Genomic DNA, 12,457 nt, shown 5'->3' with positions numbered 1-12,457 from the left:
GACAGGAGCGAGATGGACAGCGCTGCAGCGCGAAGTCACGGACGATCCGGCACAGGAGCCGAGGGTTCCGGAACCGACGATCCGAGTGACGGACTCTCCCGTCGGGAACACGACATTCTGTCCTTCGAGCGCCAGTGGTGGAAGTACGCCGGCGCCAAGGAAGAAGCGATCAAGGAACTGTTCGACATGTCGGCGACGCGCTACTACCAGGTGCTCAATGCACTGGTGGACAAGCCCGAGGCGCTCGCCGCGGATCCCATGTTGGTCAAGCGCCTGCGCCGACTGCGGGCCAGCCGTCAGAAGGCACGTGCCGCCCGGCGCCTCGGATTCGAGATCTGACTCCGGTCGCTAGGCTCGACAGCGTGAGTAACCAGACCCCGGGCAGTCCGGATCCCGACAGTCGGACACCGGAGAACTCAGGTCCGCCGCTGCGGGCGCTCGCGATGGTTCTGCTGTCCCTCGCGATCGTGTTCCTGGGGCTCGGTGCGTTCTCGCTGACCGACTCCGGTGACGAGACGGCTCCCGCGGAGGCCGCCGCGACCAGCGCCACCACCAGTTCCGCGGTCGCCGCGCCAGCAGCGACCCCTGCACCGGCGACCACCACGGCGACGCCCACCACCAGTGCCGCAGCCGCGTCCGACAGCGTCCGCGTTCTCAACAACAGCAACGTCAGCGGACTCGCGGCGGAGACCGCGCAGACACTCGAATCGGCCGGCTTCACCGTCGGGGAGACCGGCAACTACAGCAGCGGAACCATCTCGGCGTCGACGGTCTACTACGACAGTGCGGTGTCCGGACAGCAGGCCGAGGCCGAGCGGATCGGGACGGTTCTGGGTTACGAGGTGCAGCCGCGCTTCGAGGGCATCGAATCCTCCGCGCCCGGCATCATCGTCATCGTCACGCAGTAGCTCCCCGACCGACGGACCTGCCGACACCGTTGACTAGAGTCGATTCCACACACGTCCCACCTGTCAAGGAGACCTCCACCATGGCCAGCTCGAAGCGCAGCCGAGTCGCCCGTCGCCACCTCGTGGTGGCTCCTCTCGCCGCCGTCGCCGTGTTCGGCCTGGTGGCCTGCAGCAACGGCGAGGAGGCCAGCGACGTCGCCGGCACCACCCCGCCCGTGTTCACCAGCTCCGCCGCCCCGGAGGGCATGGAAAGCCACGGCGGCGAGTCGCACAGCGAAGAGGGCAGTGCGTCGGGCGCGAGCGCCGAGGGCGGCGAGGTCGCCATGACGGGCGATCTGCGCGACCCCGAGGGTGCCACCGTCGGAACGGTGTCCTTCTCCGAGGTCGACGGCCACCTGTCCGTCACCGTCGAGGCAGAGGGCCTGACCCCCGGCTTCCACGGCCTCCACATGCATCAGAACCCGGTGTGCGAGCCGAACTCGGTGGCACCCACCGGCGGCGAGCCCGGCAACTTCCTGTCCGCGGGCGGCCACCTCCAGGTGAACGGCAACACCGGACACCCGGCCAGCGGCGACCTGACGTCGCTGCAGGTCCGTGAGGACGGCACCGCCGACCTCACCACCACCACGGACTCGGTCACCCTGGACGACCTGAGCGGCGGCGTCGCCGTCATCGTGCACGCCGGCGCCGACAACTTCGCCAATATCCCCAACCGCTACACGCTCCCCGACGGTGCCGCAGTGCCCGACGCCACCACGCTCAGCACCGGTGACGCAGGCGGCCGCGTTGCCTGCGCCGTCGTCGAGTCCGAGTAGAGCAGGACCGTCGCTCTGACATCGCCCCGCGACACCCGGGTTCCGTTCGCCGGGTCGGAGCGTCCGACCATCGGCGTCGAGTGGGAGATCGCGCTCGTCGACAGGACGACACGCGACCTCTCCAACACCGCTTCCGAAGTCATGGAGGGGGTGGTCGAGCTCGCCGGTGGTGCGACACCGAGGGTGACCAAGGAACTGCTGCGCAACACCGTCGAACTGGTCACCGACATCTGCGACACCGTCGGCGAAGCGATGGACGATCTGGGCGAATCGCTCGATCTCGTACGGCGAGCGGCAGATCCGCTGGGCGTCGACTTGTTCTGCGCCGGCACGCACCCGTTCGCGGAGTGGTCCTCGCAGCAGCTCACCGCCGCGCCCCACTACGACGAGCTCATCGAGCGCACCCAGTGGTGGGGGCGTCAGATGTTGATCTGGGGAGTGCACGTCCACGTCGGACTGCGCTCGGCCGACCGGGTCTTCCCGATCCTCAACTCGATCCTGCTGCAGTACCCGCACCTGCTGGCACTGTCGGCGTCGTCGCCCATGTGGGCCGGTTCCGATACCGGGTACGCCAGCAACCGCGCCTTGATGTTCCAGCAGCTGCCGACGGCCGGACTGCCGTTCCAGTTCGAGGAATGGTCGCAGTTCGAGGGATTCGTGCACGACCAGATGAAGACCGGCGTCATCTCCCAGCTCGGGGGCATGCACTGGGACATCCGGCCGGTACCTCGGCTGGGGACCATCGAGATCCGCGTGTGCGACGGCGTGTCCACCAAACGCGAACTCGGCGCCCTGGTCGCGCTCATCCACTGCCTGGTCGTCCACCTCGACGAGCGCCTCGACGCCGGCGAGACTCTGCACACCATCCCGCCCTGGCACGTGCAGGAGAACAAGTGGCGCGCAGCGCGATACGGCCTCGACGCCGAGATCGTGCTCGACGCGGACAGCAACGAGCGGTTGATGACGGACGATCTGAACGACCTGCTCGAGAAGCTGACCCCGATCGCCGTGCGACTCGGATGCTCCGACGAGCTGGCGAGCGTCGCGGACATTCCGCGAAAGGGCGCGTCGTACCAACGCCAGCGTGAGGTCGCGCGGACGTCGGGCGGCGACCTGGTGGCCGTCGTCGACTCCCTGATCGCCGAACTGGCCTGACGTTCAGTCGTTGCGCTCGTCCTCGCGGAGGTCGTCGACCATGAACAGGTCGCCTCGGCTGCTCTGCTCCCGGTAGGCCACCTGGCCGACGGTGTGCGCGATGATCGGCGCGGTGAGCACGGTGAAGACGCCCACGAGGAAGATCATCCAGATGTCGACGTTCCCTCGCAGGCTGATGAACGCTCCGATGAGGATCAGGATCAGCCCCACGACTTGAGGTTTCGTGGCGGCGTGCATGCGGGAGAGGGTGTCGGGGAAGCGCACGACACCGATAGCCGCTGTCAGCGCGAGGATCGACCCGAGGATGATGAACGTGCCGCTGACGATGTCCAGAACGAGTTTCACGAGTTCTCCCGACGATCGCGCGCGCCGCTCTCACGCGGCGGATGAGGGGTGCGGGCTGCGGCCGCCGCTGCGGCGCGACGTGTCTCGGGGGTGTCGGCGACGCGGAACCGGGCGACGCTGACCGATCCGACGAATCCCACGACCGACAGCGCGACGATCGACGGCACCAGGGTGGTGTCGCGGCTGTACACCGCCCACACCATCACCCCGCACACCGTCAGCGCGATGAGCGTGTCGACCGCGACCAGGCGGTCCAGCGAATTGGGGCCCGCCAGAAGGCGATACGCGGTGATGACCGCGGCAGCCAACAGCATGACGCCGGACGCCACGAGTACGACGGTCATGATCGTTCGTCCTTGTCGTCGGGGCTCGATGGCCCGCCGCGTTCCGAATAGTCGGTCGAGATGTCCTCGACGGTCTCGGCCACCGAATCGACGTCGGTGTCGGCCGTGGAGGTGGTCTCGAGAGCAGGGTGCCATTCCGGGTCGCGCTCGAAAGCGGAGATGAACGCGGTCTCGTAGGCCCGCACGATGGTGCGGAACTGGTCCACGGCATCGGGTTTCGCGACGTCCAGCACGTGGATGTAGAGGACACGGTCCTCGCGGTCGATGTCGAGGACCATCGTGCCGGGCACCATGTTGAGCGCGTCCACCATGAACGTCAGCACCAGATCCGACTTGATCTGCACCGGATACCGCAGAACGGCGTTGACCGGAGGCGGACCGGGTCGAACCGCAGCCCACGCGACCTGCACGCTGGAGACCGCGGCGTAGTACACCAGGACCCCGATCAGCTTGACCATCGACAACGGGTGCACGCGGCCCTCGACAGGAACTCGAGGCAGGGCCAGAACGGTCATGACGAAGATGCCGACCGCGATGCCGCCGAGGATGTTCGCGGGGGACACGTTGCCCCACAGCAACACCCACACACCGGTGAGCCAGGCCAGCAACGCTGCCTTGAGCGCGACGTCGCGACTCATCATGGTCATCGCCCGCCCTCCCGGCCGTCCGCGTACGTGACCGGATCGTCCACGGTGCCGAGCACCGCGGAGATGTAGACGTTCCGATCCCGCAGATCGTCCGCCGCTCGATCACTGATGCCGATGAACGGTCCGGCGAACACCGTGAGGGACAGTCCGACCGCGACCAGGCCCACCGTCGGGATCAGCATGCCGATCGGCATCCTGCCCGGATCCGTCCGGCTGCCGAAGTCCACGTCGTTCGCGTTGTCCAACAGCGCGTTCGGGGAGTCGTCGGACATGTCGCCGTCGGGCGCGTCGGCGCGTGCACGCCAGAACGCCTTGGTCCACACACGTGCCACGACGTAGAGCGTCAGCAGGCTGGTGACGGTTCCGCCGGCGACGAGGATCCACGCCAGCGACGTCGCCTTCTCCGCGCCGGCCTGGAGCAGGGCGACCTTGCCGATGAAGCCCGAGAACGGGGGGATACCGCCCAGGTTCAGCGCCGGGACGAGGAAGAGGATCGCCAGCAGCGGACTGGCCGCCGCGAGGCCGCCGAGCCGCCGGAGCGACGACGAGCCGGCCTGACGCTCGATGAGTCCGACGACGAGGAACAGCGTGGTCTGCACCAGGATGTGGTGCGCGACGTAGTAGACCGACCCCGACAGTCCCGCCTTCGTCGACAACGCGACGCCGAAGATCATGTAGCCGATGTGGGAGACCAGTGTGAACGACAGCAGTCGTTTGATCTCGCTCTGCGCTATGGCACCGAAGATGCCGATCACCATGGTCAGCAGACCGGCGACCAGCAGCACGTTGTCCATCGCGCCGTCCGGGAACAGCAACGTGTGCGTCCGGATGATGGCGTAGACGCCGACCTTGGTGAGCAACCCGGCGAAGACCGCGGTGACGGGGGCCGGAGCCGTCGGATAGGAGTCGGGAAGCCATGCGGACAACGGGAACACCGCGGCCTTGATGCCGAAGGCGATGAGCAGGATCGAGAAGATGGCCAACCGCGTGCCGTGCGGGATGTCGTCGAACCGCAGCGCGAGCTGAGCGAAGTTCAACGTTCCTGTCGCGGCGTACGTCGCGGCGATGCCCGCCAGGAAGATCATCGACGACACGACCGACACCATGACGTACGAGACGCCCGCGCGGACGCGCTCGGCGCTGGCACCGAGCGTCAACAACACGAACGATGCGACGAGCAGGACCTCGAACCCGACGTAGAGATTGAAGAGATCACCCGCGAGGAACGCGTTGCAGACACCGGCGGTCAGGGCGAGGTACGTCGGCAGGAAGATCGACACGGGCTGGTTGGCGTCGCCGTCGCGAATGCCCTGCCCGACGGCGTAGACGATGACCGCGAGTAGAACGATGGTCGAGACCACGAGCATCAGGGCCGACAGCCGGTCCACGACGAGGGTGATGCCCATCGGGGCTTCCCAGCCGCCGACCTGCAGTGCGGTGGTGCCGTCGCGATCGGCGAGGTAGAGCAGGACGCAGGAGATCGCGGTGACCGCGACGAGCGCGATGATCGTGACCGCCCGCTGAGCCCGAGGCTTGCGGCCCAGGACGAGGCACAGCGCCGCAGCGAGCAGTGGAATCAGGACGGGGAGCGGCGTCAGCGTCCCGATGATGTCGGGTGACAGTGTCATCGGCTGGTACCGCCGGTCTCCACGTCGTCGCGATCACGGAACTTGCCTTCGTGCAGGTCCTCGTAGCATTCGAGGTCCTCGCGGTTGGCCAGCTTGTCCAGGGGAATGGGATTTCCGTCCTTGTCGAAGGCGTCGCCGGCCTCGCCGGGTTCACCCGTGATCGGGTCGTCGGACTTGTCGCGGTCCGGTGCGTCCGCGAGGCTGCGACGGGTGAGGACCTTGGTGTCCTCCGGGTCGTTCTCGACGACGTCGGCGACGTTGATGGTGTACGAGCGGTAGGCCAGTGCCAGGACGAACGCCGCGATACCCATGGTGATGACGATCGCGGTGAGGATCAGGGCCTGCGCCAACGGATCGGCGTCGCCCTCGGCGACCTCCGAGACTCGGCCGACCACCGGCGGATTACCGGAACCGCCGCCCGAGGTGAGGATCAGCAGGTTCAGACCGTTGCCCATCAGCAGCACGCCGAGAAGCATGCGGATGATGCTGCGTTCGATCAGCAGGTAGACGCCCGCCGCGATGAGCGCGGCGACGAGGACGAGCATTCCGATGTTCGCGGTCACTGGCGACTCATTTCGATCTGTGCGTCCAGGCGAGCCCCGAGGCTGCGCAGGACGTCGAGGACGAGTCCGACGACGATGAGGTAGACGCCGAGGTCGAAGAACAGGGCGGTCACCATCTTGATGTCACCCAGGATGGGCAGCGTCAGCTCGAAGGTCGCCGACGAGAGCACCGGTGCACCCAGGAACAGGGACGCCGCGGCAGTGCCTCCGGCGAACAGCAGTCCGATGCCGAGAATCTTGCCGGCGTCGAACGGCAGCGTCTCGCCGAGTTCGTACCGACCACCGGCGAGGTACCGCAGGACGAGAGCCAGACCGGCGGTGAGCCCACCCGCGAAACCACCGCCGGGCGCGTTGTGTCCGGCGAAGAAGAAGTAGATGGACAACATCATCACGGTCGGGAAGACGAGTCGGGTGGTGATCTCGAGGACCAGCACTCGATGCCTCGGATCGATCAGATCGCTGCCGCTCAGCCACGTGATCTCCGACGCCACCTGCTGGCCGTCCATCGACGACGGGGCGTCCGACACGCGGGGGGCGCTACCGAACCGGCGATTGCGGAACACCAGGCTCGCGACGCCGGTGGCGGCCACGAGCAGGACCGAGATCTCCCCGAGGGTGTCCCACGCGCGGATGTCGACGAGGATCACGTTGACGACATTGCTGCCGTTGCCCAGGTTGTAGGCGGCGTCCGGGAGCAGGTCCGCGATCGGCCGGGTGCTGCGCCCGTTCATCGCGTAGGCGCCCACCACGGTGACGGTGATGCCGACGACGACGGCCAGTGCGGCGCGCAACTTCTTGCGTCCGAAGCTGCGGCCCTCGTCGATCTCGGCGGGCAGCTTGCGCAGCACCAGGACGAAGACGACCAGCGTCAGCGTCTCGACGAGGAACTGTGTGAGGGCCAGGTCCGGGGCGCCGTGGATGGCGAACAGCACCCCGCAGCCGTACCCGGTCACACCGACGAGCAGGACGGCCGCGAGGCGGTTCCGCATGACGACCGCACCGATCGCGGCGGCCACCATGATGGCGCCCACGATGAGTTGGATCGGGGAGTCCGCCAGCCGTCCCTGCACGCCGTCGCGGGTGTAGACCACGAGCGAGATCAGCGGGAACAGAGCGAGCGTCACCAGGATCGTGGCCTGCGTGCCGGGCAGCGAACCGCGCTGAGTGGTTCCGGTGAGGCGCAGCGACAGCAGATCCATGAGGTAGAGGACCCGGTCGTACACGCGGTCGGCATTGAGCGGAACCGCCGGGACCGTCCGCGCGATGGTCTTGTGCACCCGGTAGAGAAGGACGCCGGCGGCGATGACGACAGCGGTCAGGATCAGCGGGAGGTTGACGCCGTGCCACAGCGCCAGGTGGTAGTCCTTCGCGCCGTACGTCGGGAGAGTCTTGCTGTACGGGGCGATCAGCGTGTCCACGACAGGTGCTGCCAGTCCCGCTACGGCGCCCAGAACTGCGAGCAGCACCGGCGGGAACAGGAAGAACGCTCCCGGGGCGTGCATTCCGGCGACAGCCGCACTGGGGCCGCGGAGCTTCTTCCGTCCGAATGCGCCCCACACGAACCGCAGGCTGTAGGCCACGGTCAGGATCGACCCCACCACCATCGCGGCGAGGACGAGTGCCGAGGCCAGCGGGCCCATCGCGTCGGAGTCCAGAGTCGATTCGAACGCGGTTTCCTTGCCGATGAATCCGAGGAACGGCGGGAGGCCCGCCATGCTGGCGGCAGCGACGACGGCCGTTGCGGCCAACACCGGGGCACGGTCGCCGAGGTGGGCGAGCTTACGGACGTCGCGGGTGCCGGTGGAGTGGTCGATGATGCCCACGACCATGAACAACGCGGCCTTGAAGAAGCCGTGTGCCAACACCATGGCGAGGCCCGCCAGCATCGCCGTGCGGGACCCGATGCCGACGATGGCGACGAGGAAGCCGAGCTGGCTGACCGTGCCGAACGCGAGGATCAATTTCAGGTCGTACGCGCGGAGCGCGCGGTAGCCGCCGATGATCATCGACCCCAATCCGAGGACGAGGATGGTGACCCGCCACGGTCCTGCGTCGGCGAAGCCCGGGGCGAGCCGGGCAACGAGGTAGATGCCGGCCTTGACCATCGCGGCGGCGTGCAGATAGCCACTGACGGGTGTGGGTGCGGCCATGGCGCCGGGGAGCCAGAAGTGCAACGGAACGATGGCCGACTTGCTCAATGCGCCGACCAGGACCAGGACCAGCGCCGTGCCGGCGAGCCACCCGCGAGGTGCGGCCTCGACGACGTCGGACAGGTTGTAGCTGCCCACCATCTCGCCCAGCACGATGATGCCGACGAGCATTGCGAGTCCACCCGCCGTGGTGACCAGCAGGGCCTGCGTCGCGGCGCGGCGACTCGAGGCGCGCTCGGCGTAATGGCCGACCAGAAGGAACGACAACACCGTCGTCAATTCCCAGAAGATGTAGAGCATCAGCATGTTGTCGCTGGTCACCAGACCGAACATCACGCCGGCGAACGCCACGAGCTCTGCGGCGAAGATGCCGAGGCGGGGCTCGTCGTCCTCGAAGTAGCGCGCGCAGTACAGCAGAATGAGGGCGCCGATACCGAGCACCAGAGTCGACATGACCGCGGCCAGCGAGTCGAATCGCAGGTCGATGTTCATCGACAGGCCGGGAACCCATTCGATCGACAACCGCTGCTCGGTGTTCCAGTTCGCGGCCACCCATCCCAGTGACGCGGCGGGCACCACGGCGAGGGGGAGGAAGGCATGACGACCCCAGAACCGGACGAGAACGGGCGCGACAAGCGCTGCTACCGCGTGGGCAACGAGGATGAAAAGCAAGTGGCACTCCGTCGGGGACGTCGGGGCGGCGGGGTGTCAGGACGTGAATCCTTCGGAGTCCATACTACGGGGGACGTGAACCGCAGTCGCGATCGTCATACCCACCCCCGGTACGGGTATCGTCTGCTCGCTATGAACGGACCTCTCCGCACCGCTGCTCTGGCTCTCGTCCGTGACGGTCGGATGCTTCAGGCCAGATCGCACGGCAAGCGTGCGTTCTACATGGCCGGCGGCAAGATCGACCCCGGTGAGACGCCGATCGACGCGCTGCATCGCGAGGTTCGCGAAGAGCTAGGAGTCGACGTCGTCGGTTCCACCGTCGAACTTCTCGGGGTGTTCGAGTGCCCCGCCTTCGGAGACCCCCAGGGCCGGGAACTGCACATGAGTTGCTTCATCGCGGACCTGACCGGCGAGCCCGCCGCGACCAGTGAGATCGCCGAACTCCGCTGGTTCACAGTCGCCGAGTACGCCGCGATGCCCGACGTGGCGCCGGGTTCGATGCTGGTCTTCCGCCACCTGCAGGCCCGGGGGCTCGTGAACTGAGCGTCACGCCGTGCCCGGCTCGGGTGAGTCCGGGCGGCGGGAGAGCCACACGATGCGCAGTGTGCACAGCACCCCGACCGCGAGCGCGAGGTAGGCCGAGGTGAGATCGGTGGTGCCCTTCGCGGCATCGGCTAGTGCATCGAGGTTGCCGTAGCCGAGAATCGACAGGCTCCCTGTCTCTCCCTCCTCCGGCAGCTGCGATGCATCCATCGGAACCAAGGCCGCCAGGTCGGAGAAATCCACGGTCGGCACCGGCACTGCCGCCGCTAGCAGGATTGCAAGCCCCGGTAGCGACACTGCCAACGGTCGTACCGACGCATGCGGATCCGCCGTGACCGCGGTCAGTGCGATCGGGACCAGCGCGGCGACCACTCCGAGTGCGACGGCGGTGACCGCGTCGACATGGACGGCCGCTGCAATCATCGGGGCGGCGGTCAGGAGAGCTGCCGCTACCCACGAGGTGATTCGTCCGACGGGCAACCGCCAAGCGATCGCTGCCCCGACGACGAGGCCGGCGACTCCGGCGGCGGTGAGAACTCGCGGGTCGATCGTCGTGCGCGCCCCGGCGTTCCACATCGCGATTGCCGACGCGGTGATCAGCACACCGATGATCACGGTTCGGGCGTCGGCTGCTTCCCATCGCGCGGCCACACGGTCGATGACGAGCAGGGCGACGACCAGCACGGTGATCGCCTTCCACAGTTGGTACTCGGAGGTCCCGACGAACTCGACGCAGAGTCGGCACACGAGCGCGACGATGCCGGCGTAGACGACGAGCCGGGCGAGTTCGCTGCGGGACGGATCGGCACTGTCGTCGACACCCGTGCGGTACAGCGCGGCGGCCGCGACACACAGCACGAATGCCGCGCCGAGCAGCCACCAGGCGGGCTCGCCGAACACACTCGAACTGTCGAGCCGTGAGGCGGCGAAGGAGTCGGACGTCGCGATCGTTCCGACCGAGGCCAGCAGCGTGCCGCCGAACAGTCCTGTCGCCAGCGCGACCCACCCCGCCCTGGAACGACGCGTCGCGTAGAGCACGAGTCCGATCAGCAGTCCGGCCGCACAGGACTTGAGTAAGTGCAATGCGGTGAAGACGGACAGACTCGCGGCCTCGGGGAGGGCGACCTTGGTGAATGCGAGGACGACCAGCATGACGGCGGCGAGCGCCCAGGGCGTGATGCGAGCGGACAGACACGTCGCCGCGGCGAGCGCGACGGTGACCACGACCAGTAATTGACCGACCGTAGTGGCGGTGGATTGGGTCGAGGACCATCCGATGAGGTCGTCGACCGTCGCGGCGAACGGCCACACGTCGCTGCGGGGACCGGACCACGCGATCCCGGCGACAGCACCGGCCAGCGCGGAGGCGAGGAGTGCACTCGCAGTTCTCATGCGCGGCGCCGTCGGACGAGTTCGGCGCCCACGGCGCACAGAGCTAGGGAGATCATCGCCACCAGTGTCCCTGCCGTCGGGTCGGCGACGGTGATCGAGTCCGGCTGCAGGGTCAGCGGGGTGTACGCGGTCCACCCGAAATCTGCGGTGATCGGGGAGGACGGCATGTCGGAGAGCGCGAGCGGGATCAGCAGTCCGGCAGCGACCAGAGTCGGCGCCGGGTGGTCGTCCGTGGCACTCGAGCACCCTCCGACGACCGCGCCGGCAGTTGCAGCGACGGCGACGACAGCACCCCAGCTTCCCGTCCCGCCGAGGTGAGCAGCGACGGCAGCGGCGGCAGCGCACAGGATCGCGACGGGAACTCCGATCCCGGGGCGTGCCAGGACACCGGCGACGGCTCCGAAAGACGCCGACACCACGACCACCGCGGCGAGCCGGGGATCGAGAGCCTCGATACCGCGGGAGGCGGTGAGGAACGTGAGCGCCGCCGTCCGGAGCAGCAACCACAGCACAGTCCCTGCCAGGATCAGCGCGCCCGCGGACGGCACCGCCACCGCGGCGGCCACCATCAGCACCGTGACCAGCACAGTCGACAGAATCCAGGAACTCGACGTAGGGACCGGTCCGGTGATCCCGGCAGCGCCGACAGCCGCTGTCAGATTGCTGACGAACACGGGAACCAATGCGGTCAGGGAGATAGCGAGCGCCACTGCTGTCGAGAGCGTCGAGGACGCCGGCCGCTCGCGATGCTCCGCCAGAGCCACCGCGACGACGGCGACGATCAGTGCGCCCAGCACAGCGCCGGCCGACGCGGTCGGGGGCATGGCGGGGAGGTAGTCGGCATAGCGTCGAGGGACGACCGAGGCGACGCTGCGTGCGAGGACGAATCCCACGACCACGCTCGTGCCGAGTATCGCGATCAGCGCACGACGCGGTGCGGCCAACGCAGCCAGCGCGCCGAGCACCAGTCCCGACCCGAGCCCGCCGACCAGCGACACCGGCGCGTCGTCGGGACCGAGAACGGCGACGGCCAGGGCTCCCACACCGAGAGCAGCGAACAGCGTCGTCGAGAGTCTTCCGATGCGGCGGGACAGGAACAGCGCGGCGAGCACGGCGGCGGAGACTGCGGCGGGTGCCGATTCGGTGCCGAGCAGGACATCGGGAGCGCACACCGCGTACACGGCGCCGAGACCGCCGACGATCAGAGCGACCATCGTGGACACGGTCCGGAGGCGACCCATGCGAGGAAACCTAGCGGTCTCTGTCCGGGAACGGGAATCGACCGAGGCGGTCGG

At 68.0% G+C, this 12,457-nt stretch carries 12 protein-coding genes and 1 pseudogene; 5 read left to right on the top strand and 8 right to left on the bottom strand.

Features of this window, described 5'->3' with window-relative positions; translation table 11 throughout:
- Positions 1–12: 12 nt before the first annotated feature.
- The 4 genes from ASG64_RS13095 (at position 13) to ASG64_RS13080 (ending at position 2,878) form a co-directional block, all read left to right on the top strand.
- A complete protein-coding gene (locus ASG64_RS13095; RefSeq protein ID WP_042576104.1) occupies positions 13–339 on the top strand; it encodes a DUF3263 domain-containing protein in 327 nt (108 codons plus the stop codon).
- 104 nt (positions 340–443) lie between these two features.
- Positions 444–908, top strand: a complete 465-nt coding sequence (locus ASG64_RS13090) for a LytR C-terminal domain-containing protein (RefSeq protein ID WP_042576333.1) — start codon at positions 444–446, stop codon at positions 906–908.
- Positions 909–988: 80 nt separating this feature from the next.
- The gene (gene sodC, locus ASG64_RS13085) at positions 989–1,723 is read left to right on the top strand and encodes a superoxide dismutase[Cu-Zn] (protein ID WP_042576103.1); all 735 of its coding nucleotides are present in this window, start codon (positions 989–991) and stop codon (positions 1,721–1,723) included.
- 15 nt (positions 1,724–1,738) lie between these two features.
- Entirely contained in the window at positions 1,739–2,878 is a 1,140-nt protein-coding gene (locus ASG64_RS13080; RefSeq protein WP_056073987.1) for a glutamate--cysteine ligase, read from the top strand.
- Positions 2,879–2,881: 3 nt separating this feature from the next.
- Here the strand turns inward: ASG64_RS13080 and mnhG are convergent, their stop codons facing one another.
- The 6 genes and pseudogenes from mnhG to ASG64_RS13050 all read right to left on the bottom strand — a co-directional run bounded on the left by mnhG (position 2,882) and on the right by ASG64_RS13050 (position 9,227).
- Positions 2,882–3,223 (bottom strand): monovalent cation/H(+) antiporter subunit G, encoded by a 342-nt coding sequence (gene mnhG, locus ASG64_RS13075; RefSeq protein ID WP_056073986.1) that lies wholly within the window; start codon positions 3,221–3,223, stop codon positions 2,882–2,884.
- Between the two features lie 92 nt (positions 3,224–3,315).
- Positions 3,316–3,567 (bottom strand): annotated as a pseudogene (locus ASG64_RS13070) (monovalent cation/H+ antiporter complex subunit F); the annotation flags it as partial.
- Positions 3,564–4,205, bottom strand: coding sequence for a Na+/H+ antiporter subunit E (locus ASG64_RS13065; protein ID WP_082518473.1), 642 nt, complete (start codon positions 4,203–4,205; stop codon positions 3,564–3,566). The gene ASG64_RS13065 and the pseudogene ASG64_RS13070, both read right to left, overlap by 4 nt.
- A gap of 5 nt (positions 4,206–4,210) precedes the next feature.
- The gene (locus tag ASG64_RS13060; RefSeq protein WP_056073985.1) at positions 4,211–5,842 is read right to left on the bottom strand and encodes a Na+/H+ antiporter subunit D; all 1,632 of its coding nucleotides are present in this window, start codon (positions 5,840–5,842) and stop codon (positions 4,211–4,213) included.
- A complete protein-coding gene (locus ASG64_RS13055; protein WP_042576099.1) occupies positions 5,839–6,405 on the bottom strand; it encodes a Na(+)/H(+) antiporter subunit C in 567 nt (188 codons plus the stop codon). The genes ASG64_RS13060 and ASG64_RS13055 overlap by 4 nt, the downstream gene beginning before the upstream one ends.
- The gene (locus tag ASG64_RS13050) at positions 6,402–9,227 is read right to left on the bottom strand and encodes a Na+/H+ antiporter subunit A (protein WP_042576098.1); all 2,826 of its coding nucleotides are present in this window, start codon (positions 9,225–9,227) and stop codon (positions 6,402–6,404) included. The genes ASG64_RS13055 and ASG64_RS13050 overlap by 4 nt, the downstream gene beginning before the upstream one ends.
- A gap of 132 nt (positions 9,228–9,359) precedes the next feature.
- On the opposite strand from ASG64_RS13050, the gene ASG64_RS13045 reads away from it, so the two are divergent.
- Entirely contained in the window at positions 9,360–9,770 is a 411-nt protein-coding gene (locus ASG64_RS13045) for an NUDIX hydrolase (RefSeq protein WP_056073984.1), read from the top strand.
- Positions 9,771–9,773: 3 nt separating this feature from the next.
- On the opposite strand, the gene ASG64_RS13040 is transcribed toward ASG64_RS13045, so the two are convergent.
- Together ASG64_RS13040 and ASG64_RS13035 are read right to left on the bottom strand one after the other, a co-directional pair.
- Positions 9,774–11,162: a hypothetical protein gene (locus tag ASG64_RS13040; protein WP_056073983.1), complete on the bottom strand. Its 1,389-nt coding sequence runs from the start codon at positions 11,160–11,162 to the stop codon at positions 9,774–9,776.
- On the bottom strand, positions 11,159–12,403 hold the full coding sequence (locus ASG64_RS13035; protein ID WP_056073982.1) for a hypothetical protein: 1,245 nt from the start codon (positions 12,401–12,403) through the stop codon (positions 11,159–11,161). Before ASG64_RS13035 ends, ASG64_RS13040 begins: the two co-directional genes overlap by 4 nt.
- Between the last annotated feature and the right edge of the window lie 54 nt (positions 12,404–12,457).

The organism is Rhodococcus sp. Leaf247 (assembly GCF_001426185.1).
In the GTDB taxonomy this organism is placed as follows: domain Bacteria; phylum Actinomycetota; class Actinomycetes; order Mycobacteriales; family Mycobacteriaceae; genus Rhodococcoides.
This window is presented reverse-complemented; position numbering and strand designations above follow the sequence as displayed.

Coding starts and splice junctions, on each gene's coding strand:
- ASG64_RS13095 (WP_042576104.1), top strand. CDS start 13: ATGGACAGCGCTGCAGCGCGAAGTCACGGACGATCCGGCACAGGAGCC.
- ASG64_RS13090 (WP_042576333.1), top strand. CDS start 444: ATGGTTCTGCTGTCCCTCGCGATCGTGTTCCTGGGGCTCGGTGCGTTC.
- sodC (WP_042576103.1), top strand. CDS start 989: ATGGCCAGCTCGAAGCGCAGCCGAGTCGCCCGTCGCCACCTCGTGGTG.
- ASG64_RS13065 (WP_082518473.1), bottom strand. CDS start 4,205: ATGAGTCGCGACGTCGCGCTCAAGGCAGCGTTGCTGGCCTGGCTCACC.
- ASG64_RS13060 (WP_056073985.1), bottom strand. CDS start 5,842: ATGACACTGTCACCCGACATCATCGGGACGCTGACGCCGCTCCCCGTC.
- ASG64_RS13045 (WP_056073984.1), top strand. CDS start 9,360: ATGAACGGACCTCTCCGCACCGCTGCTCTGGCTCTCGTCCGTGACGGT.
- ASG64_RS13040 (WP_056073983.1), bottom strand. CDS start 11,162: ATGAGAACTGCGAGTGCACTCCTCGCCTCCGCGCTGGCCGGTGCTGTC.
- ASG64_RS13035 (WP_056073982.1), bottom strand. CDS start 12,403: ATGGGTCGCCTCCGGACCGTGTCCACGATGGTCGCTCTGATCGTCGGC.